This window comes from Brevundimonas sp. FV1ps31S (assembly GCF_058681265.1).
Map to the genome: position 1 here is coordinate 3,416,965 of NZ_CM178735.1, position 22,955 is coordinate 3,439,919.

The following is a 22,955-nucleotide window of genomic DNA, read 5'->3' on the forward strand; positions in this document are numbered from 1 at the left end:
CCGATCCCCGAATATTGCGTTGTGATATCTCATCGCGCCATGTCCGCCAAGCGTAGCAGCCTATCCATTGGCGATCGCGTCGGGACCGGCTAACACCACGCGATGCAGACCCATGCACAAAGGCCGGGCTTTTCGTTGATCGAGGCCCTCGTGGTCCTGGCGATCGGAGGCATGGCCCTGGCCATCATCTTCTCGATCGGGATAAAGGCGGGCGATACCGGGTTCAGCCTGGGACGTCGCGCCATGACGGCGGCCGACCTCGATGTCTCGGTGAGCGATGTTCGCGTGTTGATCAGAAGCATCGCCATGCGGCCGCCGGAGACGTTCAACGCCCAGATCGACCGACCCATCACCGGCGCGCCGGAGCGGCTGGAGGCCGACGTGGTGATGGAAAGGGCGACCCAATGCGCACCGCAGGGTTGGACGGGACGGATGGTTTTGACGGTTCGCACAGAGGGCGGTCAGGGGGTGCTGACCTGTGAGGCCGGCGGGGAGCCTGTGACCCTGATCGCCACCAGCGACCCTACGGCCCGTTTGTCCTTTTCCCGGGACGGCGTCACCTGGTCGACAGCCTATGCCTCGGAGACGCGCGGCGCGGCGACCAGCGACGGACAGATGCGTTCGACCCGGTTGTTGGTGCGCTTTCGCGGCGGGGCCGTCGACGTCCTGGACGCTGCGGGCTCCGGGCGGCCGGAAAGCTGGATACGGTTCGATGATCCGCTCTGAAAGAAAAGGCTCGAGATCCGGCTTCGCCCTGCCCGCCGTGCTGGCGGTGACCGGAGTCGTGACGCTCATATTCCTGGTGGCGATGACGGCCTTGAGCAGCCTGACCGCAGAGGCCGCCTCGGCCCGGGCCCGCGTCCGCTTCATTGCCCGATCCATGACGGCTGAAGCCCTGATAACCTATATGGCCGCGACGGAACCCATGGCGCCCACCGGCATAAACACCGGCGGGCCGAGGATGTTCGACGATGGTATCTACGACCCCACAGGCGGCCCCGGTGAGCTCGTGCGGCTCGACGGTCGCGATTATCAGGTCGATCTGGACGGGCCGCTGCTGATAACACCCCAGGACCAGGCGGGCCTGATCAACCTGGCCTACCTGCAGGACGCCGGCTACCAGCGATTGGGTGAAGCCCTACGCCTTCCCGAGCGTCTCACACGCCGACTGACGTCCCTCTACCGCGACTACATCGACCAGGATGATCTCGAACAGCCCAATGGCGCCGAGGCCGAGGATTACAACCGCGCAGGGCCGGCGAACCGCGCCATGCGCCGGCCTGACGAATGGCTGTCGCTGCTAGGCGTCCGCGACGCTGTTAGATCCGGCGCCTGGCGACGCCTCCGGCCCTACCTGGCCATGGACCCGACTTCGCCGAACGAGAATGTGAACACGGCGCCAGGCGAGGCGATGCAGATCCTGTACGGCGCCACTCCCTCCCAGGTCGAGGCGGCGATCCGGGCTAGGGAGCTGAAGCCCTTCTTGTCTTTCCCCGAATTTTCCGCCGCGACCGGCTTGCCGAACACCAGCGGGGAGAATTTCTATACCTTCCCCTCGGGTAGAATACTTCTGACCATCGCTGACAGCCGGTCGGCATGGGTCTATCGTTCGCGACTGACCTTGACTCCGTCCGGGGTTGAGCGACCCGTCTGGATCGACCAGACTGAATTGAAGGAGGCCCCGGGGCGGGCCGTGGCTGATTTATCCGATGCAGTTCGACTTCCTTACGCCCCGCGTTGAGCGGGTGTTCGCCGACGGGCGCTGGGCCGAGGTTCATCCCGGCGGCCCGGGGGGGCGCCTGCGGCCGCCCGTCGTGCTGCTTGCGCGTGAAATGACGGCGTTCAGCCTGTTCGAGACCGCCAACCTGCCGCGAAGCCGCCGAGGGCAGGCCGCCCGTCTGCACGCGCGCATGGGCTCACCCTACATGCTCAGCGGCTCCACCCTGGTGAAGAGCGGCGCGGATTTCGGCGTCTGGTGGTGGGATGCCGAGACCGTAAACGCGCTCGTGGCCGCGCGCCATGGCGCGCGAACCTTGATCGTGCGGCCGGAGACCCTGGCCCAACCTCCAGGCGCAGGCTGGCGGATCGTGCGCCTGGACGAAGGCTATGAGGCGCAGCTTTGGCGAGACCGGCGCCTTGTCGCCTCGGCCTGGCGGCGCGAACGATTTGACCCGGCCTCGTGGAACGCCTTCACGCGTCTGCAGCGCGGCGCGCAGGATGCGCCGCAAACGCCGCCGCCGCCACAGGTTCTGCCCGTCGACTTCAGCGCGCCCACCTTCGCGGTTTCTCCGGCGGACCTGAGCCAGGAACAATTGATCGGAATGGGCGCAGGCGCCATCGCCCTGACGGCGCTCGGCCTCAGCCTGTTCCTGCTCGGTCAGGGCGCCCGCCTTTCGTCTGACGCGAGCGAGATCGAGAAGGAAACGGCGCAAATCCAGGCGGCGACGCCTCGCGCGGCTCAGATGAACGGCCTGGAGGCCGACCGGCGCAAGCTCGCCGCCTATGCCGAGATCGAGGCGCAGACGAACCCGCTCAGCGCGGCCGGCGCCGCGATCGGCATTGTCGCTTTTCATGACCTGACGCCCACCGCGCTCGAGTCTGAAAGCGAGAGCTTGACGCTGACCCTGCCCTACACTGCGGTCGCCCTGGCGGACACCCTGATCGCCGATTTCGAGGGGTCCGGCTATTTTTACGATGTCCGCCCCCGAACGGACGCGCAAAATCAGCGATTGATCATCGAGATGAAGACGCGCGAGGCGGCCCCGCCGCTGACTGCAGGCGAATGAACCGGCAGTCGCCGTTCGCGGTGCGGAGAGTCATGACGACACGGTCGCCGTTGATCAGATTCGCCGTGGCGGCAGAACAGGCGCCGCCCCCGGCGATGTCCAGCGACGGGGCCATGGTGTAACGCCAGGGGGACCGAAGCGTCACCGTTCGGTCAAGCCTGTCGTCCGATGTCTCTCGACCGGCTGTGGCGTTCTGCAGGTCGGCCGTGCGTGCGGCCTCCGGGTCCATCAGGCGAATGGCCATGCCTGTTCGGTTCGCTTCGCGACGATAGTCCGAGACCTGCTTCTGAAACTCGAAAAAGACCGCATGCGATGTGGCCTGGTCCAGCATTCGCGATGTGCTGGGCATGATGATCGCCGCGCTGAGCGCGAAGATCGCCAAGACGACCAGGATTTCGATCAGCGAAAATCCGGCCCTGCGGACGTCAGCGCTGATCGGAGGTGATGTCGGCATTGGCCCCCTGGCCGCCTTCCTGGCCGTCGGCGCCATAGCTGACGACCTTGGCGCGGTTTTCGGGCGCGCCCGGCGTGCCATCAGCGGCGTCGCTGGGCGGTATGTAGATATAAGGGCGGTTCCAGGGATCCGAAGGCAGAGCCTTGTCCAGATAGGGGCCAGACCAGCCGGCGACCTGCTGCGGATCGGCCTGCATCAGCAGGGCCAGGCCTTCCTGCTGGGTGGGCAGGCGGCCGATGTCGAGCCGCATCGTCTCCAGCGCCGCCTCGATTGAGCGGATCTGCAGCCGGCCGGTGGTCGTCTTCGACCGATCCAGCTGGGCGAAAAGGCGCGGGCCGACGACAGCAGCCAACATGGCGATGATCGCCAGCACCACCAGGATCTCGAGCAGGCTGAATCCCTGTCTGGCGTCCTGCAGGCGCCTGGGCCGACGAAGAGCCGAACGGTGAATTATACGCGAGAAAAGAATGGACAAACGCAACGTCCCTATCAGCATGAAGCTATTACCACGGCTCGGGGGCTGCTATAGCGGAACCAAGCGTGCGCGTCGATTGTGAACGGACGGGCGCCGAGGATGCGGCGGGGCTGGATTGCAGGACATCATTGCCGGACTGAGGGTGTCTGCCCGGACGCATACCCGTGCATTGATCGCCCGGCTGCAGCGCACCACCCCGCGAGAGCGGGTGCTGCTGGGCGTGATGGTTCTGGCCGCTCTCGTCTATGCGCCGATCAGCGCCGCTGACTGGCGGATTCGGCAGGAAGATCGCTATGTCGACGCTCTGACGTCGCGCGCCAGCGCTCGGCTGGCGGCCGACGCGGCGCGTCGGGTAGAGGCGGCGGCGGCCGATGATTCCGCAGTCGAGGATATGAAGACCTGGGGCTTCGAGGCTGCGAACAGCGCCATCGCCCAGGTCCGCATCGAGCAACAGTTGGTCAAGGCCGCCACCGAAGTCGGCATGACGAATTTCACCATCACCACGGACAGTGAGCCGGAAACAATCGGCGTCACGCAGTGGATCGGCGCCGAGATCCAGGCGGATTTGCGCTGGAACCCGACCTTCGCCTTTCTGGATCGCGTGGCCGGCTGGCCCGAAGGCTTCCGGGTTGTGAGTTTTGACTATGAGATGACCCCGCCGTCGCCATTTCAGGTGCAGCGGACGCGAGGGCGCGGGGAGCCGCAGCCCGTGCCGCCGAGCGGCAAGGTGCGTCTTCACCTCGCCTTCCCTGTGACCTTGCCGCCGGACGCGGCCCAAAGCACGGCGGAGGCTGACTGATGCGGTGGGCGCCCCTGTTTGCGGCTCTGTTCTTCGCCTGCGTCTTCGTCCTGGGGTGGCAGGCGCCCGGACGTCCGGAGGAGCCTCCGGCCGTGCGTCGAGGCGGCTCGGGCCAGGATCTGCTCGTCCTGCGTCCAGGGGAAAGCGCCGCCGCGGCCGTCCGCTTTCTGCGGACGCTTCGTTCAGACCCGCCGCCGCCTCCCCCGCCGCCGCCGCCGCCTCCCCCACCCCCGCCGCCGCCTCCCCCGCCGCCGCCTGATGTCGCCGTGGTGTTCAAACAGGCGCTTCGCGGCGTGGAGCGCGACCCTGCGACCGGATCCGTCGCCGCGCTGGTGCGCGATCCCGCCGCGCCGGGGCCGCAAATCCGGTCTATGGTTGTTGGCGACCGGTTCGGGGATGACTGGCGAATCGAAGAAATCACAGAATACGCCGTGACGTTGCGAAAGGGCCGCGAGACGCGCGTGGTCCGTCTCTACGGCTAAGGCGGCGCAGGAGTTTAAGATGTCCAAGCACGATGCAGCACGGCGCTCGCCCCTAACAAGCGCCTCTCTCATGGCGGCCGTGTGCCTGACGCCGATCCTGCTGGCAGGGTGCGCCGCCTTCCCGACGATGACCACCCCGCCCCGTATGCAGGGCGAGCTGGAGGCTGGCGCGGGAGGAGACGACGCCGACCTGACCGGCTCCGGCGCGGCCGGGGCGGGCCAGCGGAGCGGGTCTGAGCGCCTTTCGATCCCCCGTAGTGGGGCTCCCACGACGCAACGCCCGGCCGCCACCGAGGCTGAAATCGCGGCCCTGGTTCCCGACGAACCCGTCGACGCGACCCTGTCTCCCCAGACGATCCCCCAGTTCGCCGCCACCGTCTTCGGCGGCGTGCTGAACCTGCCCTATTCGCTCAGCGGCGATGTGGCGTCCCGGGCCGACGTGATAGCCGGCGGAACCGGCGGCACGATCAGCAAGCGCGCCCTGTTCCGTCTGACGCAACAGGCGCTGAAACAGTACGGCATTGATGTCTACATCGACGGCGGCGCCGTGACCGTGGGCTCCAGCCAAACCGGCGCCATCGGCAGCGACATTGTTCGCAACCGTTCCACGCCGACCTCCGGCGGGCGCGTCGTCCAGTTCTTCAATGTTCAGACCATCGAAGTGAACGTCCTGCAGTCACTGCTGGGCGACCTGTTTCCCAACCTGGGCGGCGCGCGGGTCACGCCTGATCCCCTGACCAACAGCCTGATCATTTCGGGCTCGTCGCGGGATGTGGCCCAGGTAGTCCGCACCCTGCGCGAGATCGACCAGCCGCGCTTCGCCGGCGCCGACGTCCTGCGCGTCGAGCCGGTGTACTGGTCGGCTGACGCGCTGGCGACCTCGCTGGAGCAGACCCTGACGACCGAGGGCTATATCGTCAGCCGTCAGGCGCTGGCGGGCCGCTCGATCGTGATCCTGGCCTTTCCTCAGGCCAACCAGATCCTGGTGTTCGCCAAGGACCCCGAACTTCTGGACCGGGTGAACTACTGGGTCGGCATGTTGGACCGCCCGGCCGCGCTCGGCGACAAGGCGACCACCTTCGTCTACAATGTCCGCAACACCGACGCCCAGTCGCTGGGGCAGCTGGCCATGGGACAGGCCCCGACCACAAGCCAACCGCAGCCGCCTGTGGGCGTGCCGGGAACGCCAGCGGCCAGCGCCAGCAGCGCCTCGACCTCATCGCAATCCCGAAGCGGCGGCTCCTCCAACAATGATCAAAGCCGTCAAAGCACGTCCGGGACCTTCCTGGGCGGACGACTGCTGACGGATCCGATCGGCAACCGGATCATTTTCACGGGCACCGCAGGCGACTACGCTCAACTTCGAAACCTGCTCAGCACCTTGGATATTCCGGCGCCGCAGGTGGTGATCGAGGTGATGATCGCCGAGGTGACCTTGTCGGACCGCACAAGCATCGGCGTCAGCCTCTGGGGGACCGACACGCGGGGCGACGGCGTTCTGACGGGATCGACGGAAGCCTTGGCCAGCACAAGCGGCGCGGGGGTGTTCACCTTCGTCGGACCGGACTTCAGGGCCCGGCTGGTCGCCAACGCCTCGAACGACAGGATCAACATCCTTCAGCGGCCGCAACTGGTGACGCGTAGCGGAGGCACCGCCCGGTTCCAGGTCGGCACCGACGTGCCGATCATCACATCCCAGTCCGCCTCCAACACCGATTCTGACGGTTCCACCGACATCCTGCAGAGCGTCCAGTATCGGCAGACCGGCACGATCCTGGAGGTCACGCCTATCGTGTATGGGGACCGGGTGGACGTGACGGTCAGTCAGGAATTGTCCTCCGCCGGGGCCGCGCCCGAGGGAATCTCGAGCCCGACCATCCTCAATCGCAGCCTGACCACGCAGATCGCGATCCGCGATGGCTGGACCGGCGTCCTCGGCGGCCTGATCGCGAACAACTACAAGAAGGTGAACACCGGAATTCCCTTCCTCAAGGACATCCCGATTATCGGCTCGGCACTGCAGTCCAACACTGTGGAAGGCGACAAGACAGAGCTTCTCCTGTTGATCACGCCCTATATCGTTCGCAATGACGAAGACATGGCGGACTTTGCAGGTCGCTATTCGGAAGACATGAATTCGGCCTTCAAAACCGGCGCCGGCTGGTCCTACACACTGACGCCCTGGTCGCTTGGGACGCAGTTCAGAGGCATTGGTCTAAGCTTGCCGAGCGCCTTGCCGCCCTCCAGCACGACGGTCGTGGAGCCTAAGGGCGATCAGCCGGCTGGGTCAGAAGCGGTTTCGCCCGAAGGCTGACCCTATAGAGGTCGAGTCTTCCCGTCTTTCCGTCAATCTGACGGAGCGTCCACCCGCCGCCAGCCCATACGGTCGAAGACCAGCGGGGCGGGCGAGCGGCCGTTGCGGCGCTCGACCTCTACTGTGACGGTGAAGAGCTGGACCTGGAACCGGCCGTCGCCCGTAGGGAATCCGGCGTTGACGCGCGGCTCTGTCCTGGGGTCGGAGGTCCAGCGAACGACGTCGCCATCGGGCAGTTCCAGCGTACCCTGAGGCTGTTCCATCGGATTGAGGTCGCGGGTCAGCGCCAGGGCGTTTTCCTGGGCGGCGACCTGCTCCAGCACGTCGGCGGCGCGTCGCTGGCCCCGGATCATCTGCTGCTGCAGCTCGAAAATGGCCGTCAGCATCATGGCGGCGATGGCCAGGGCGACCAGGGCCTCGATCAGGCTGAAGCCCTCGCGGCCTGGCCGCATCACACGACGCCTTCGTAGACGCTGGACAGGGCCAGGACGAGCGACAGGGCGACGAAGCCCACGATCAGCGAAATGGCCCCGATCGCCGCCGGCTCGAGCAGCGAGGTCATGCGCTTCATGCTGTCGCGCAGCCGGTTCTCGTAGTTGTCGGCCATGAAGCCGAACATGGCGCCGACGGCGCCCGAACGCTGGCCGGCGCGCAGCAGGCTGAGGTCCATCGCTTCCAGCTTGGTGTGGGCGGCCAGCGAAGCGTCGAGGGTCAGGCCCGCCTTCAGGTCGCTTTCGAGCCGGTTCAGCCCCTGGCGAAAGGGCCCGATCGGCACGGCGGCGCGGGCGAGGGCGACGGCCGACAAGATGGGCACGCCATTGGTCAGGGCAAAGGAGGTCAGGCGGGCCCAGGCGGCGATCTCGCGCGCCTGGATCACCCCGCCCACGACCGGCAGGCCGTGCGCCATAGTGTAGGCGCGGGCCTTGATGGCGGGGTTGGTGGCGATGACGACGGCGAGGGCGATGACGGCGCCCAGTCCGATCCCGATCAGGCCGAAATGGGCGTTGGCGTATTCGCCGGCCGAAAGCACCCAGCGCGAGACCGTCGGCACGCGGCTGCGATCCTCGCCGATCATGGCGCCGAACCGGGGCACGACCTGGGTGAAGATGAAGACGACCGCGCCCAGGCCCGCCGTCAGCAGGAAGGCGGGATAGGTCATGGCGTTGCCGAAATCCTTGCGCAGCCGATCCTCGTAGGCCATCTGCTCGGCCGCCTGTTTCAGCACCTCGGCGACCCGGCCCGAGGCCTCGCCGACCCGGGCCATGGCGTAGAGGTAGTCGGGAAAGCCCGGAACATGTTCCTCCAGCGACTGGCCCAGCGAGTCGCCGCGACGCAGGGCGGCGATGGCCGCCTGGAACTGGTCCTTGCCCTTGCGGGACTGCATCCCCTGGGCGACGGTCTCAAGGGCTTCCAGCAGGGAGACGCCGGCTTCCAGCATCAGGCCCAGCTGGCGCAGGACCAGCACCCGCTCGCCGGACTTCAGCGGGCGGTTCTGACCCTCGCCGCGGGCGGCGGCGGCGGGCGAGACCTTCAGCACCGTCAGGCCCCCGGCCGACAGCCGGCGCACCACGGTGGCCTCGTCGGGGGCGCTGACGACGCCGCGCGACATCGCGCCCTGGCGGTCGATCGCCTGATACTGGAAGGCTTGGGACGACATGGTCAGTCGCCGCCGCCGACGATGCGGTGGACCTCGGACAGGGTGGTCATGCCGCGCCGGGCCTTCAGGAAGGCGTCGTCGCCAAAGCTGAGGAAGCCGTCCTCGCGGGCGATGGCGGTCAGCCGGTCCTCGTCGGCCGAGGCGCGCAGGGCCTGGATCAGGGCCGGCGAGGCGGGCGCGATCTCATAGGCGCCGACTCGGCCGCGATAGCCGGACTGGCCGCAGCGGGGGCAGCCCACCGGTTCGCGCCAGCCCGCAGGCTCGGCGTCGGCGAGCGTGCGCAGGTGGGCGGGGATGGACTGTTCGTGCTCGGCCGCCTCGGCGGGCGTCGAGGGACGGGCGCAGTCGCACAGGCGCCGGACCAGCCGCTGTCCCGCCACGCCGCGCAGGACGTCGGCCAGCAGATAGTCCTCGATCCCCAGGTCCAGCAAGCGCGGCACGGCGGCCAGGGCGGTGTTGGTGTGGACCGTCGAGATGACCAGGTGCCCGGTCAGGGCGGCCTGGACCGCGATCCGGGCCGTCTCGGGGTCGCGGATTTCGCCGACCATGATGACGTCCGGGTCCTGGCGCAGGATCGAGCGCAGGCCGGCGGCGAAGGTCAGGCCGATCTCGGACCGCACCCGCACCTGGATGACGCCGGGCAGGTCCAGCTCGACCGGGTCCTCGACGGTGATGATCTTGCGCTCGCCGTCGTTCAGGTGGCTGAGCAGGCGGTAGATGGTGGTGGTCTTGCCCGAGCCGGTGGGGCCGGTGATCAGGAAGACGCCGTTCGGATGTTCCGCCAGCCCCAGCAGGGTCTTTTCCTGCGGCGCGCTGACGCCCAGTTCGGACAGTTCGGGCAGGCGGCTGGTCTTGCCCAGCAGGCGCAGGACGATCGACTCGCCCCAGGAACAGGGCAGGGTCGAGACGCGCAGGTCCACCTCCTGGCCCGAGACGCGCACCGACTGGCGGCCGTCCTGGGGCAGGCGGCGTTCGCCGATGTCCATGCCGCTGAGCAGTTTGATGCGCGAGGCCACGGCCTCGAAATTGGCGCGCGGCGCAGCGCGGGCGGTGGTCAGGACGCCGTCGATGCGCATCCGCACCAGAAAGCGATCCTCATAGGGTTCGACATGGACGTCGGAGGCCCGGCGCGTCAGGGCCTCGGCGAAGACGGCGTTGACGAAGTCGATGGTCGGCGCCTCCTGCGCCAGTTCGCGCAGGCGGGCGGCGTCGGCGCCGCCGGTCATGACCCCGTCCAGCAGGGGCAGGCCGTCGGCGTGCAGGTCCTGGGTCAGGGCCTCGATCAGCGAGCGCTGGGCCAGCATGAAGACGACCGGCTCGGCGCTGGCCTGGCCGATGCGCTCGCCCAGGGCCGGGGCCAGGGGCTGGACGGCGGCGCAGACGATGCGGCCGGATGCGGTCTCGGTCGCCTCCTGGCGCCAGGCGACGGCCTCGTTCTCGGCCCACCAGTTCAGGGGCGAGCGGATCTCGGCGAGGAAGGCGGCAACCTGGTCGGGGCGCGGGCTGTGCTCGGGCAGCAGGATCGGCAGGTCCAGCTGTTCGGACAGGACCTCCAGCAGCTGGGCCTCGGACACGGCGCCCAGCCGCACCAGATTCAGGCCCAGAAGACCGCCGTTCTGCTGCTGCAGGGTCAGGGCGTTGGCCAGATCCGCCTCGCGGATCATGCCGCGCGCGATCAGCTCCTCGCCCAGGCGACGGCGCACGGGGGCGGCGGGAAAGCGGATGGCGATGGGTTCGGCGGCGATGTCTTGGGCGGTGTCGGGGGGCAAGGGGCGGTTCCCGGTCGGGCGGTCGAGGGACGCCTAGCGGCGTCAGCGGCGGTGATAGCCGGTTTTCCGCGCGCGATCACGACCTATCGCGCAAAAGAAAAAGGGAGGGCCGAAGCCCTCCCTTTCCCCAGTTCAGACGTGAGCCTGGACTTAGTTGTCGCCGCGCAGGTTGCCCAGCGAGGTTTCGAAGATCTGGCCCGAAGCCTGAGTCACGCGGACCTTGCCCGAGATGAACTGCGGTTGAGCTTCGATCGTGACTTCCAGGTCGCCGTTGGCGGCGGTGGTGCCGAAGGCGGTCTTCAGAGCGGCGCCCGAGATGGACACCACGCCACCGGCGGGGATGCCGCCCGAAGCGGTCAGCGAACCGGCGACCAGTTCCGAGGCCGAGATGGTCACGGTTTCGGTGGTGGCGGCGGAGCCGTTGCTCGACGTCAGGGTCATCTGGACCGGGCCGGTGTCGGTCGAACCGTTGTTGGCCAGACGGATGGTCGAGTTGGCCGAGGCGGCGCCCAGGGCGATCCAAGGCGCGACGAACGAGGTGCCGTCACGGACGATCGGGTCCAGCGAACCGGTGGCGGTGAAGTCGGTCAGGCCGGCGGCCAGATCGACAGCGGCTGTGACCGAGAAGGTCGAGGCCGGGATCACGGCGTCGGCGTTGATGCCGGCGGTCGTGGCGGTGCTGTCGACGACGGAGATGACGTCGCTGCCGACGAAGGCGCCCAGGTCGGCGACGCGGATGGTCGAGACGGTGGCCGAAGCAGTGCCCGACGTGAACAGGTCGCCGTCGAAGTCCAGGTTGTAGCCGGTGAACGAACCGGTCAGGGCGGTCGCGGTCAGGACCACGCCGTCGACGTCGCCAGCAGCGGCGCTGGTGCCGGCCAGGTCGACGTTGACGTCGGTGTCAACGGAGACGGTCACGCTGCCGATGGAGCCCGCGCCGCTCAGTTCACGGTAGCCTTCGGCGACCAGAGCGGTGACGGTGTTGTCAGCGGCTTCGATTTCAGCGTCGAAGGCCGAAGCGACGGTGACGAAGCGAGCCGAGGTGCGGCCGCCGTCGACGTTGATCAGCGTGCCGCCGAAGCTTTGCTGCAGCTGAGCGCCGATCGTCATGTTGGAGCCGGTGACTTGCACCGGAGCCGAGATAGCGATGGCCGAGCCGGTGGCGCAGGTGGCCGTCGTGTCGTCCAGAGTGATCAGATATTGGGCCGAAGTCGCGCCGCGAGCGATCGGCGTGACCGGAACCACGTTGCTGACGTCGCAGCTCGCCGTGACGACGTCGCTGACGCTGAAGCCCGTCGAAGTCGTGAAGACACCGCCGGTCAGGTCGATGGTCAGCAGCAGGGATTCGCCGACGGTGAAGCCAGCGGTGGCGACCATGTTGAAGGTCGCGGCGCCCTGAGAAGCGGCGGCGGCAGTGGCCGACGAATAGCCGGTGAAGAAGGTCAGTTCTTCAGCCAGCTTATAGGCGCCGGTCGTGGTCGTCGAGCTGACGGTCGAGAAGGTGCCGGTGCCGGTGATGGAAGCGGCTTGCGCTTGAGCGGCCGTGAGAAGCACGGCGGCCGAAGCGGCGAGATAGAGAGACTTGCGGATCATTGGGGTCCCCAAAAGGTTCCTAGAGGTTGCATACGGAGCTGCGTAGGATGGTCACAGAGATTGACCGTGCGGCCCACCCTGCTTCCCCTGGCACTGGAGTGTTACCGGTCACCAACATGTGTCGTCAACCAAAAAAGAAGGCCTCACAACGTCAACACTTTGTCAATATTTGACATTTGCATGACCGCCCAGCGTCAAATTCCCCAAACAGCGAGTCCTTGGGAGAACAGAACGCCTCAACCTAGGCAGGCTTGGCGCCCGACATAAGCAGGTCGGAGTAACGACCTTCATATTTCATGTCACCGTAATGAGCGACACTGACATCGATCAGGGCGAAGATCTTGCCACCAGCCTTACGATAGTGGCGGCAGAAGCTGATGTCTTCGCTGTATTTACTCGCCCCCTCCTGGATATTGTCGAAGCAACGGATCAGCCTCTTCAATCCCAGGTCAGCTTCCATATCACTGATGTTTTGAGTTTGGCGCAAATTGGGCGACTTTGTCCAGAGGCGTTCGACCGCCGATTTGCGAATAAGCATGCAACCGCCGGGGATCTCGTTCATCTCGAGATAGCCCTCGCGAATATCGATCTGCCCGCCGTTGTGGACGAAGCCGCCTGCCGCGATGAAGCTGAGAGCGCCGGTCTGGCATTTTTCGAAAGCGTGACCCTCTTGGGCCAGCCGGTGAAACTTCGCCAGATCGATCTGGCGGCGCGGATAGGTCAGACCGCAGACCTCGTGGCCCGAGGCCAGCAGGCGCGAAAAGGTGTCAGCAGGAACCCCCATGTCCGAATCCAGCATGAACAGGGCGTCATAGCCGTCGAGAAGCATCGAGGCGAAGATGTTCCGCACCCGCGCGATCTCGGCCATGTTGATCGTGAACAGCCGGATTTCGGCGCTTGGGAAATTCTGCGACAGCTGGATCACGCCCGTCGAGACCGAGATCATGGTCTCCGCGCGGACGCTGCCCCCGTAGGCCGGAATGCAGAACAGGATTTTCATTTTCGAGGCCCCTCGCTTGCGCCGCCCGCCGACGCCGGGCAGGGATATGGCGAGGCTGGTTTAGGCCATTGTTCTCTCCCTATTTCAAGGGCGTCGCGCCCCGCGCCGACGCGTATCGCACAGGGCCGCAGACGGCATGAATCCTGACAGCATCCTGTTCATTTCGCTGGATTCCTGCCGATACGACACGTTCGAGGCGGCGCGGACGCCGAACATGAAGTCCATCGCGCCCCTGCACCGCGCCCAGGCGCCGTCGCATTTCACCTATGGGTCCCACGCCGCCATGTTCGTCGGGTTCACGCCGGGCGCGGACGGTCCGGCCCAGCCCTTCCTGACGCCCAAACTGGCCCGTCTCTTCCGGCTCAGCTATGCGGGGCACCCCGGTCTGGCGACGCCGGGCTTCACCGTGGCGGGCGACAATATCGTCGACGGTTTCCGTCTGGCCGGCTGGCGGACCGTCGGCACGGCGGCGATGGGATGGTTCGATCCAGAGACCCCCGTCTCGGCCACGTTGCGGCACGGGTTCGAGAGCTTCTGGTTCGCGGCGCGTGAAGGGGTGGAGGCGCAGGTCGCCTGGGTCGAGGCGCAACTGGCTGAGGCCGGCGACCGACCGGTCTTCGCCTTCATGAACATCGGCGAGACCCATGTGCCCTATCACTATAAGGGTGCGCCCTGGTCCGAGGACGATAATCCGTGCGTCCCGTTCCAGACCGTGGATCGTGCGACGGAATGTCGCACCCGCCAAACCGCCTGCGTCGAATTCGTGGACGGCTGTCTGGGGCGGCTGCTGGAGGCCTTTGGAGAGGCCACGGTGCTGATCTGCGCCGACCACGGCGACTGCTGGGGCGAGGACGGGTTGTGGGAGCACGGCGTCAGCCACGAGATGACCCTGACCGTGCCGCTGATCCTGCGCTATCGCGGCGCGCCGGTGGGGACGGAGCGCCCCTGACCCCCTAGACCGTCGCCGCGATCGCTTCCTCGTCGCAGACGATGTCGGTGGTGCGGGCGGCGGCGACGGTCAGGGCGTCGGCGTCCTGGCGGACGCCGCCCTCGGTGTAGTTGCGCAGGAAGCAGCGCATGGCGTGGGCGACGCCGAGAGTGTTCACCTCGCGGAAGTCGTCCTCGTAGTACAGGCCGCCGGCGTAGCTGCCGGTGATGATCTCGTAGGAGGGGAAGTAGTCGACCCAGTCGTGGCGGCGCATGACCTGTTCGGCGGCGACGCGCAGCACCGACTTGCTGTAGGTCGTCGAGACCAGGACGTGGCGCTTCTCGTAGGTGGCGATCAGCGGCACCGGAGAGACCGTCAGCAGCACCCGTACGCCGGGATTGACCGATTTCAGCTCGGCCAGGAAGGCTTCCAGGTCCCCCTCCACCGCCGCCAGGTCGAAGTTGACGAAGGCGTGTTCGGCCGGGTCGAAGGCGCCGCCGACTACGCCGGGCGCGATCGGGAAGACGGACTGGTCCGCGGTCGAGCGCCAGGCTTCGGTCAGGCCCAGGGTGAAGATGAAGACGTCGCAGTCGACGAACATCCGGCGCACGGCGTCTAGGTGTTCGCGGCGGGCGGCGGCGACCGCCTCGGGCGTGGCGTGGCCCTCCGGCTCGATCTGGGGGCGGAAGGCGTCGACGAAACGGCCGTCCGGGCGCTGGAAGGCGAGGTCATGGGGGCGGCGCCGGCCAAAGGCCTCGTCGAACAGCTGGCGCAGCTGGGCCGTCGTATAGAGATTGCCGTAGCGAGCGGAGAAGACGCCGAAATTCCGGCGTTTGCGCTCGTCCGGCGCGAGGTCGGCCCCGTCCTCGGTGACGAAATAGTCGAAGCCGGTCTGGGACAGGCGATTGGAGATATGCTGGGCGAAACAGCTGCCGGCCGTGGCGACGCGGTCACCCCGGGCGATGCGGAACTTGGGCTCCACGATCGGGTCCAGCCGGTGATGTTCGACCCCGGAGACGCCGCGGCGCCAGAACTGGTGGTCGGGAAGCCCCTTGTAGGGATTGGTCATCCGATGGCCTCCAGGACTCGGTTGAAGGCCAGCAGGGAGCCGGGCTCGGGTTCGATGTCGGGGTGCCGGTCGTAGACGTCGTAGCTCTCGGCGATCAGCTGCTCCAGCCCGATGTGGCGGTAGTCGTCGAAGCGCTTGAACCGATAGGCGCCGGGCACGCCCAGCGCCTCTCCGATCTCGGGATAGACGGCGAAGGAGACGCCGTTTGACAGGTTGTCGGGCGGCATGAGGTCCCTGGCCCCGCAGTCCTCCACCCCCATCGAGCGGAAGACCGCGCGGGCGATGTCGTAGAGGCAGATCATCTTGGGATGGTCGATCGTGTGCATGAAGGACGACGTCCGTCCCCAGCGCCGGACCTCCGCGCTGATGTCCAGGCCGAAGGCCGCATAGTCGGCGACCAGGCGGTCGCGCTGGGGCACCCAGTAGTCCATGTAGCCCATCTTCTCGAACATCGCCCCGGTGAACAGGCGACGCGCGTCCTCCACGCCCAGGCCGCGCTTGTACGCAGCGATCAGGATCATCGAATGATAGGCGTCGAGCGGCCCCTTGATCTGCTTGCCCTGGCTGAGGGTGTAGACGCAATCCGGGTGGAAGGCTGTGAAGACGACGCGGGGAATACGGGTCAGATTAGGCGCGCCCGACAGATCGACACCGGCCTGCTCGACCTCGGGCGACACCAGCACTGTGGAATATCCGCCTTCAAGCGCTTCCCGGCGGGTCTCGCCGGGATCGCGGACGGCGGTCCAGTAATCCATGGGGACGACCGTGAAGTCGGGGTTCAGCATCTGCAGGGCTCTGGCGAGGCCGAGCGTTTGACAGTTGGAAATCAGGAGCCAGCGCCCCCTGGCCGGCAAGTCTACGAGCGCGCCGTGTGGGGCGGCGGTCTGGGAGGCCGCCGGCCCAATCTGGACGAGGCCGGCGCGGGCCTTGCGGTAGGCCTTCACGCGCTTGGCGATGACTCTGAAAGGTCTCAGTGCGGCGGTCATATGAACTGTTTCGAGTCTACCAGGAAGATCGACGCGCGTGCGCGCGGGTCGGCTTTTAACGTCGAAGCGCGAGGGCGCGGCATACCTGTCTCCTGCGACACCGACGCCTCAGGGCGGGGTCTGGACACGATTGACCCCTAAACTGATCCACTAGCGGCGTGTTGGCGCGCCTCTCGCCGCTTTCCGTAAGCCAGCGCCTTAACCATCCCCTCGAGATTCGCCGACATCCGCTTCCAGTCATGAATCTCTAGCCAGGCCTTCATTCTCTGCTGAAGCTCCGTGCGGCGTTCCGTCGACGTAAGCAGGGCTTCGATCGCCTCGGCGAGCATGTCGGGCGCATTGGTCGGAACTGAGGCGACCGCGTCGCCGAGATCGGAGAAGATCTTGACCGGAGTCGTCAGGGTCGGAACCTGACTGCTCATGGCGACGCGCACGGCGCCGCTGACGGAATCGCCGGTTTCGTCATAGGGCAGGACCAGCAGATCGCATCCGGCCAGCAGCCCCTGAATCTCCTCGACCGGCAGAAACTCGGTATGCCAGTCGATCGACCCGCTCATTCCGGTTTCTTCCGCGACCGCCTTGGCGGCCATAATGGCTTCGCCCGAAATCGGGCTGGGGAACTGGGCGTTCACCAGCCGCAGCCGCAGCCTGGGCCACCGCGCCTTCAGCTTCGCCGCCGCGCGGATGAGGTTGTCGATGCGTTTGTGGTCGAAGAAGAAGCCGTGACAGCCGATCACCGGTGTGTCTCCACTGTCCAACGCCCTGACGGCAGGCTCCGCCGTGCCGGGACGAAGAGCGCCATGGGGGAAGAGCGCGACGTTCTCCATCAGGCCGAGCCGCTTCAGATCGTTGAGATCGCCTACTGTATGTACGAGCACGCGGTCGAAACGGCCGAGCGCCTCAATGACCTGAAGTCGATCGGCTTCGGCCAGCGCGTCCAGACTCCGCACCGTGTGCAAGGTCACCACGGTCACGCGCGACATCATCCGACGGTCGTTGGCCATCCGCGCCAGCCGGTCCCAGAACATCAACCCGTCCTGGTGCTGTATGACCACGGCTTCTGGATTGGATCGATCGATGTCCTCAAGAAGGCGGTCTTCCGAGAAATCCCAGCTTACACGCCATGCCTTTCGATGATCGACCAGGTCACGCTCGACGTCCGTTCGGTCGTCGGCGACCACCTCGATGACGTCCCGCCACTCGGGCGACGCCTGCTCCAGCAGAAACCGAGAGTATTCGGCGATGCCGCATCGAACGGCCCAAGTAGACACCCAGTTGGTGCGGACGGGAGTGCGCTCCACCGGTCCAGCCAGCGCCTGAGCAAAATCGGCGACGGTCTGGCTCCATCGTTTCGGATCGACGGCCCGCCGGGCGCTGGCGAGGGCGCGCTGACGCCGGGTTTCGATCAGCGTCTGCTGGTCTGCCTGGATCTGTTCGCGAAGGGCGTCGACCAGGTCATCGACACTGGGTTCGGCCCAATAGGCCACGGTGTCGCGTACATGGCTGTCCGACAGGGCGAACTCGTAATCCAGAAGCCGTGCATCCGCCGGGCCGCAGAAGTCGCGGTGCCCCCCATGTCCCGTCACGATCAGCGGCAGGCCTGCCGCCATGGCCTCCAAGGCCGGCAGATTATAGCCTTCGCCCCGGGTCGGCAGCACCATGACGTCGGCGTCTCGGAAGAGATCGACGAGTTCGTCGCGCTCCATGTCCCGACTGACGATCTGGATCTGGGCCATGTTCGGATAGAGCCGCGACAGACTCCAGACCTGATCCTGCACGGTGTTGTGGGGATTGGGGAAGGTCTTGATGACCAGCTTGACCCGATCCCGGGCGGTGAACGCCCTGGCCCAGGCTTCGAGAAGGACATCCACCCCCTTTCGGGGGAAACAGGATGAGACGTGAAGGAAGGTTTTCGCGGCGCCCTTCCGTCTGCAAACCCCTTCGTAGTCCGCGATGTCGGCGGGAAGGCCTGTAAGAGCGGACGGTATCCAGACGCCGGAGTCCACGAGCGCCTTCTGAACCGTCTGGACTTGGGCCAGCGCCCCGTCAAAATCGCGATTCAAGGTGTCGGTCATGGCGAGCGGCAGATGGCTCTCTTCCCAGGCCACCAGGGCCATGCCCAGATCACCGCGCTCTTGCGGCGGCAGGATCGGGTAATGCTGGCTGATGGTGGCGTGAATCCGGGATCGCCGGGCGGGGGCCAAGAGCGCCTGTATCTGCGGCCGTTCCTCGTCCGGAACTTTCGACATATCCGTCACTGGGACGGTTTCCACAGCTCTGAAGTCGACCCGTCCCGGATAGGCTTGGTCGAGCACCGCCGCGATCCGTCGGTTCACCATCGCCAGGCTATAAGAACCCCAGACGTGGCCTTGGACCGTGAAGGAGGTGTCAAGGCGGCTATCCGCCTTGGAAGCCGGCTTTGCGACCGCCGTGGCCAGAGCCTTCACCGCAGCCGGCGCGGAGCGACGAGAACCGGCCAGCAGAGGGCCCGATTCAAGCCGAAGATAAACGACGTCGCCCTCCAGTCGTCGCGGGATCAGGACCGACGGCGCTGCCGGCGCGTTCGGCGATTCGTTCGCCGCCCGTTCCATGAGCGCGTCAGCAATCTCCTGGGCAAGGTCCGGGCGCTCGAAAACCAGCTCGGCGACCTCGGCATGAACCCGCCGCACCCCGGTAGCGCTGGACGTGTCAGGAGCCGTATCGCCGTCCAGCAAGTCGAGCGTCATAAGGACGTCCGCCGCCCGGAAGCTCAGGGCTTCGTCATGGAGCGTGGAAACGCCGATTACGGCCGCCATGAAACCGCCCGCGACATAATAGGCCTCACCATCCGTCGCCACAAACTGAACATCTTGACGCGACGCCAGCACCGTCCGCAGGAACCGCCTCGTAACGCCGGCCATGCCGGCGACCGTTTCGCGAAGGGCGGCCGTGACGTCGATCAGCAATTGACCCGGCCTGTTCCGTTCGGCGTTCCGCGCCAGGGCTGAACCGATGTCCAGCATATCCTGGGATTCAGGACGGCGATCCCCCGCCACGGCGGGGATGCGGCCGAGAACTTCCCCAGACGCCGCGGTCGGACGCGGCGCGTTCTCCAGCATCACCCCGATGGCCGCCAGGAACGCGGCGTCTTCCTCCGGGAACCAGCATTCGCCGCCCCCCGACGCCGGACCTCGCTTTGTCTGCCCGACAGGCATGGCGTCTTCAAGCACGAAGTCCTGAGACATAATCGGCAGATCGATCCCTCGCGCGTCGCTGACAAGACGACGGCGGATGGGCTCGGGCAATTTGTCATCGACAAGGATGGCCGAAGCGGCGCTGAGCGCCTCGAGATAGGGCCCCACGAAGCCGTTCGGCATTCTGTAGACCCGCCCCTGGAGCGCCTCCTCTTTCGACTTGCTCTGGGCAGGGACCAGAAGGAGCCAGACGCCGTCCTTGGACGCCTGACGGTTCTGCCGGAAAGCGTGAAGGATGAGGGCGGCCTCCTCGTCGCCCGAAGCGAACGCCAGCCAGATTTCGACGTCGACCGGAATGCCCCGCGCTCGGCGAAAATCGAGACAGACCCCGCGCGGGAGCCGTCTGACCCGAGGCGTGACGGTCAAAACGCCGGCGGCGCCGGCCAGTGTGGAATCCGCCTCGACGGCCAAGCCATGCGCAAGGGCGGCGGCGGCGGCGCCCTTTTTCCAACTGGCGCCCCCGTTCGCCTGAGCCTCCATCACGGCGCGCATTCCACCTGTCGCGCGCAGATCGGCGACCTGACTTTCCGACATCGCCCGCGCATCGACGGGCGCTACGGCCTCGTACAGGATCAGGCCGCCCGGTCGCGCCGCCATGACCGGCAGGGCGGGAGCCACTCGGCAGCTGTCGAGGATGTAAATCGCCCTGTCGAAACCGCCGCCGTGGACGATAAAATCGTGCAGAGAACGACGCTCGAGCGGTATTGATACGTCGCGCCCTAGATCCCCGTCGATCTGGAAGAGCGTGACATCATAGGCGCTGGAGAGTCGACGGACATAGTCATTGACCACGTTGCTTTCTCGACCGTTCGGCAGGCCACCCGTGGCGACCACAGCCAACTTGACAGGCGCCGAAGACGGCGACGTCGGGCGAGAACGGGGTTCCGCCCTGGCCCCGGCGCGTTCAAACACCTCCAGGATCGCCGCAGCGGACCGATCCCAGGAGAAGGCGGAGGCGCGTTCGGGACCAAAGGCGCGGAGTTCGTCCCTATAGGCCGCGTCGCCGAGAACGCGGGTGATCGCCCGTGCGATATCGCCCGGATCGGCGGGATCAAACAACACGTCCTGGCGTCCCACGACTTCCGGCACACTGGTCGCCGAAGAGGCCAGCACGGCCGCGCCGCAGGCCATGGCCTCTAGCGGCGGCAAGCCGAATCCCTCGCTGAAGGGCGGGAAGACCATGACTTCACAGAGTCGATAGAGGTCGATCAGATCTTCGTCGCTCACGAAGCCGGGCAGGATCACGTCCCGCTTGGCCAGACCTTCTGCTGCGGTGATCGCCGCGATCTCCTGGCGATCATGCTCGCTCATCTTGCCGGCGATGACGAGTTGAACATCCGCGCGCAGGTCGCGCGGCACGCTGGCGAAACCGGCGATCAGGCCCGGTATGTTCTTTCTCGCCTCGAACGGACTGGTATTGATGACGAACCGACCCTTAAGGCGGAATTGACGCAGCAGGGCGTGCTTGCGATCGTCAGACACCTCGCCCGGACAGAACTCATCCTCCACCCCCAGGGGCATGACGAAGATCTTATCGGGCGAAATCCCAAGACGGGCGATGACATCCTGTTTTGAGAACTCGGAAACCGAAAAAAGAAAATCGCAACGGTTTAAAGCATTGATCTTACGAGCATAAGCCCGCTTGCTCCCCTCGCCCACCAGATAGAAATCGGGGTCGGCCAGCGGGATCAGGTCGTGGACGGTCGCGCTCCGAAGATGGGCTGCCGGCTCGATCGACGTGACCGCGTCCTCCCAGAAGCCCTCGAACAGGCTGGGCGTGAAATAGGCGTCCGGCTTGAAGCCCGCGATGAAGTCGGCCCAGACGATCTCGGCCGCCCTCGTGCGCCAGGCGAAATCCATCTGGGCGCTTTCCACCCGTTCTGGCAGGCAGCCGACCACGATGTGTTCCGGATTCAGCAAGCCCGCAAAAGCGTCGCGAACAGCCGCGACACGCGCGGGAAATCTGTCGGACAGCAGGATGCGGAAACTGTGCCGGTCGCGGCCGTTGCGCACCATCGCGCGCGCCATGGAAAGCGCATAGCGCCCAATGCCGCGACCGTGGCTGCCGTTCTGACAGGCCTGCAGATCAATCACAATTCTCACAGAGACGCCCCCACGGCGCGCGCGATGTCGCCGGCGACAGCGATCGCGCGAACATTGATTGATTGCGGCGTCGGCCGCTTGAACACTGAGATCGGCGCTCCCGCCGATCCAGCATCACTGCCCTTCGCCCCCGCCGTAAACCTCAGGATCGCCTGGACGTCCCCCCCCGCCAGGAGGCTTGCCATCTCGGCGCCGTCCCGCTCGGACAGGCCGCTCTCCTTCACGGCCACGCCGGCTTCCACATGGCCAGGCTGAAGCTTTTGCGTCAGCAGGAAGGCGGGGACGGCGTCCTGAACGCCGCGTTCCAGCTTTAGACCGTGAGCGAGCTGGAGATAGCTCTCCGCATCCTTTGGCGCGAGCGCAACGCCTCTCCAGTAGGCCGTTTCGGCGTCCTGGCCCCGACCGAGCGCCTTCAGAACATGACCGAGCCTGATCTGGGCGGAGGCGTTGTGGGGGTTATGCCGCAGGACGACGGTCTGCGCGGTCAGGGCGCCGGTCCAATCACCAGACTGTCGCAGCGCTTTCGCCGTCTTCGCCGCTCGACGCGCCAGCAATTTCGCCACCGGGCCGGGGCGCGCCGGATGGGGAGGCGGCACAGCGTGAAAAGCAGCGACCGCGACGGCGACGAAGCGGCGGTCGTCGACCCCGAGGCGATCCAGATCCGACTTCAAAACCTCATCAGAAGGCGCGAGCGCGCGCGCCCTGGCGAACGCCAGAGCCGCCTCGGACTCTTTTTGATGCCTCAGGAGAAAGAGCCCGCCCTGGCGATGGACGTTGGAATCCAGTGGAAACAGGTCGGCGTTGTCGCGGTGAAGTCGTTCCGCCGCTTCCTTTCGGCCCATCACCTCGATCGCCTTGGCGTGACGCACGACATCGGACGGTCGGGCCGCCCCGGTCTGCCTCAAGGCGTCATAAAGCTTGGCGACGTCGTCCCATCTATGTTTTTGAGCCGCCCTCTTCACCGACTGTCGAAGAAAGTAGGCGCGGACAACATCATTCATATCTGGCCGTATCTACTGATCAATATCATGTTTGATTACCTACGTATTAACGTCCGACCGGTTTGAAGTCGAGGCGTAAACTCTGCTCCGAAACCCTCTGTCCCCTCGATCGTTCAAGGCATCCAGCGACGGCGCCGCCCGCCGGAAGGCGGGCCCGCGGGAGTATCCCGATGTCGAGAGATTTTGAACAACCAAAGAAGCCCTGACACGCGCGGCTTGTCGCAGCCTTCTGGGGGGAGAGAGCCCGAGGGGTATGGCTGCCACGTGCTCGACGCCGAGGCGCGCAGGATCGCTTTGACGCCTCGA

At 66.3% G+C, this 22,955-nt stretch carries 18 protein-coding genes; 7 read left to right on the top strand and 11 right to left on the bottom strand.

The genetic code is table 11. The features are described from left to right. Positions 1–102: 102 nt before the first annotated feature. From ACVPT3_RS16415 to ACVPT3_RS16425, 3 genes are read left to right on the top strand one after another with little or no spacing between them, the layout of a single operon-like run. The gene (locus ACVPT3_RS16415) at positions 103–726 is read left to right on the top strand and encodes a prepilin-type N-terminal cleavage/methylation domain-containing protein (RefSeq protein WP_492041905.1); all 624 of its coding nucleotides are present in this window, start codon (positions 103–105) and stop codon (positions 724–726) included. Then, positions 713–1,741, top strand: a complete 1,029-nt coding sequence (locus tag ACVPT3_RS16420; protein ID WP_492041906.1) for a type II secretion system minor pseudopilin — start codon at positions 713–715, stop codon at positions 1,739–1,741. Before ACVPT3_RS16415 ends, ACVPT3_RS16420 begins: the two co-directional genes overlap by 14 nt. Continuing rightward, positions 1,710–2,786: a hypothetical protein gene (locus tag ACVPT3_RS16425; RefSeq protein ID WP_492041907.1), complete on the top strand. Its 1,077-nt coding sequence runs from the start codon at positions 1,710–1,712 to the stop codon at positions 2,784–2,786. Before ACVPT3_RS16420 ends, ACVPT3_RS16425 begins: the two co-directional genes overlap by 32 nt. Here the strand turns inward: ACVPT3_RS16425 and ACVPT3_RS16430 are convergent. Together ACVPT3_RS16430 and gspG are read right to left on the bottom strand one after the other, a co-directional pair. Continuing rightward, complete coding sequence (locus ACVPT3_RS16430) at positions 2,734–3,240, bottom strand: prepilin-type N-terminal cleavage/methylation domain-containing protein (protein ID WP_492041908.1); 507 nt, start codon at positions 3,238–3,240, stop codon at positions 2,734–2,736. The genes ACVPT3_RS16425 and ACVPT3_RS16430 overlap by 53 nt on opposite strands. Continuing rightward, entirely contained in the window at positions 3,212–3,715 is a 504-nt protein-coding gene (gene gspG, locus ACVPT3_RS16435; protein WP_299175250.1) for a type II secretion system major pseudopilin GspG, read from the bottom strand. The genes ACVPT3_RS16430 and gspG overlap by 29 nt, the downstream gene beginning before the upstream one ends. 142 nt (positions 3,716–3,857) lie before the next feature. On the opposite strand from gspG, the gene ACVPT3_RS16440 reads away from it, so the two are divergent. The 3 genes from ACVPT3_RS16440 to ACVPT3_RS16450 are packed head-to-tail and all read left to right on the top strand — an operon-like array spanning position 3,858 to position 7,310. Beyond that, the gene (locus ACVPT3_RS16440) at positions 3,858–4,514 is read left to right on the top strand and encodes a hypothetical protein (protein ID WP_492041909.1); all 657 of its coding nucleotides are present in this window, start codon (positions 3,858–3,860) and stop codon (positions 4,512–4,514) included. After that, positions 4,514–4,996: a hypothetical protein gene (locus tag ACVPT3_RS16445; RefSeq protein WP_492041910.1), complete on the top strand. Its 483-nt coding sequence runs from the start codon at positions 4,514–4,516 to the stop codon at positions 4,994–4,996. The genes ACVPT3_RS16440 and ACVPT3_RS16445 overlap by 1 nt, the downstream gene beginning before the upstream one ends. 19 nt (positions 4,997–5,015) lie before the next feature. Beyond that, positions 5,016–7,310, top strand: coding sequence for a secretin GspD/PilQ domain-containing protein (locus ACVPT3_RS16450; protein WP_492041911.1), 2,295 nt, complete (start codon positions 5,016–5,018; stop codon positions 7,308–7,310). Positions 7,311–7,342: 32 nt separating this feature from the next. Here ACVPT3_RS16450 and ACVPT3_RS16455 read toward each other — a convergent pair whose 3' ends face one another. The 5 genes from ACVPT3_RS16455 to ACVPT3_RS16475 form a co-directional block, all read right to left on the bottom strand. Then, a complete protein-coding gene (locus ACVPT3_RS16455; protein WP_492041912.1) occupies positions 7,343–7,762 on the bottom strand; it encodes a PulJ/GspJ family protein in 420 nt (139 codons plus the stop codon). Then, positions 7,762–8,967 carry a type II secretion system F family protein gene (locus tag ACVPT3_RS16460; RefSeq protein ID WP_492041913.1) on the bottom strand — a complete coding sequence of 402 codons (1,206 nt, stop codon included), beginning with the start codon at positions 8,965–8,967 and terminating at the stop codon, positions 7,762–7,764. The genes ACVPT3_RS16455 and ACVPT3_RS16460 overlap by 1 nt, the downstream gene beginning before the upstream one ends. Positions 8,968–8,969: 2 nt before the next feature. Continuing rightward, positions 8,970–10,736, bottom strand: a complete 1,767-nt coding sequence (locus ACVPT3_RS16465) for a GspE/PulE family protein (RefSeq protein WP_492041914.1) — start codon at positions 10,734–10,736, stop codon at positions 8,970–8,972. A gap of 150 nt (positions 10,737–10,886) precedes the next feature. Continuing rightward, positions 10,887–12,329, bottom strand: a complete 1,443-nt coding sequence (locus ACVPT3_RS16470) for a hypothetical protein (RefSeq protein WP_492041915.1) — start codon at positions 12,327–12,329, stop codon at positions 10,887–10,889. A gap of 241 nt (positions 12,330–12,570) precedes the next feature. Next, positions 12,571–13,254 (bottom strand): hypothetical protein, encoded by a 684-nt coding sequence (locus ACVPT3_RS16475; protein ID WP_492041916.1) that lies wholly within the window; start codon positions 13,252–13,254, stop codon positions 12,571–12,573. Between the two features lie 211 nt (positions 13,255–13,465). Here ACVPT3_RS16475 and ACVPT3_RS16480 point away from each other — a divergent pair, with 211 nt between their 5' ends. Beyond that, positions 13,466–14,278 carry an alkaline phosphatase family protein gene (locus ACVPT3_RS16480; RefSeq protein ID WP_492041917.1) on the top strand — a complete coding sequence of 271 codons (813 nt, stop codon included), beginning with the start codon at positions 13,466–13,468 and terminating at the stop codon, positions 14,276–14,278. 4 nt (positions 14,279–14,282) lie between these two features. Here the strand turns inward: ACVPT3_RS16480 and ACVPT3_RS16485 are convergent, their stop codons facing one another. From ACVPT3_RS16485 to ACVPT3_RS16500, 4 genes are all read right to left on the bottom strand, one after another. Next, the gene (locus ACVPT3_RS16485) at positions 14,283–15,326 is read right to left on the bottom strand and encodes a GSCFA domain-containing protein (protein ID WP_492041918.1); all 1,044 of its coding nucleotides are present in this window, start codon (positions 15,324–15,326) and stop codon (positions 14,283–14,285) included. Next, a complete protein-coding gene (locus ACVPT3_RS16490; protein ID WP_492041919.1) occupies positions 15,323–16,312 on the bottom strand; it encodes a WcbI family polysaccharide biosynthesis putative acetyltransferase in 990 nt (329 codons plus the stop codon). Before ACVPT3_RS16490 ends, ACVPT3_RS16485 begins: the two co-directional genes overlap by 4 nt. 137 nt (positions 16,313–16,449) lie before the next feature. Continuing rightward, positions 16,450–21,648 carry a glycosyltransferase gene (locus ACVPT3_RS16495; protein ID WP_492041920.1) on the bottom strand — a complete coding sequence of 1,733 codons (5,199 nt, stop codon included), beginning with the start codon at positions 21,646–21,648 and terminating at the stop codon, positions 16,450–16,452. Further along, positions 21,645–22,649 (bottom strand): tetratricopeptide repeat protein, encoded by a 1,005-nt coding sequence (locus ACVPT3_RS16500; RefSeq protein WP_492041921.1) that lies wholly within the window; start codon positions 22,647–22,649, stop codon positions 21,645–21,647. Before ACVPT3_RS16500 ends, ACVPT3_RS16495 begins: the two co-directional genes overlap by 4 nt. Positions 22,650–22,955: the final 306 nt, after the last annotated feature.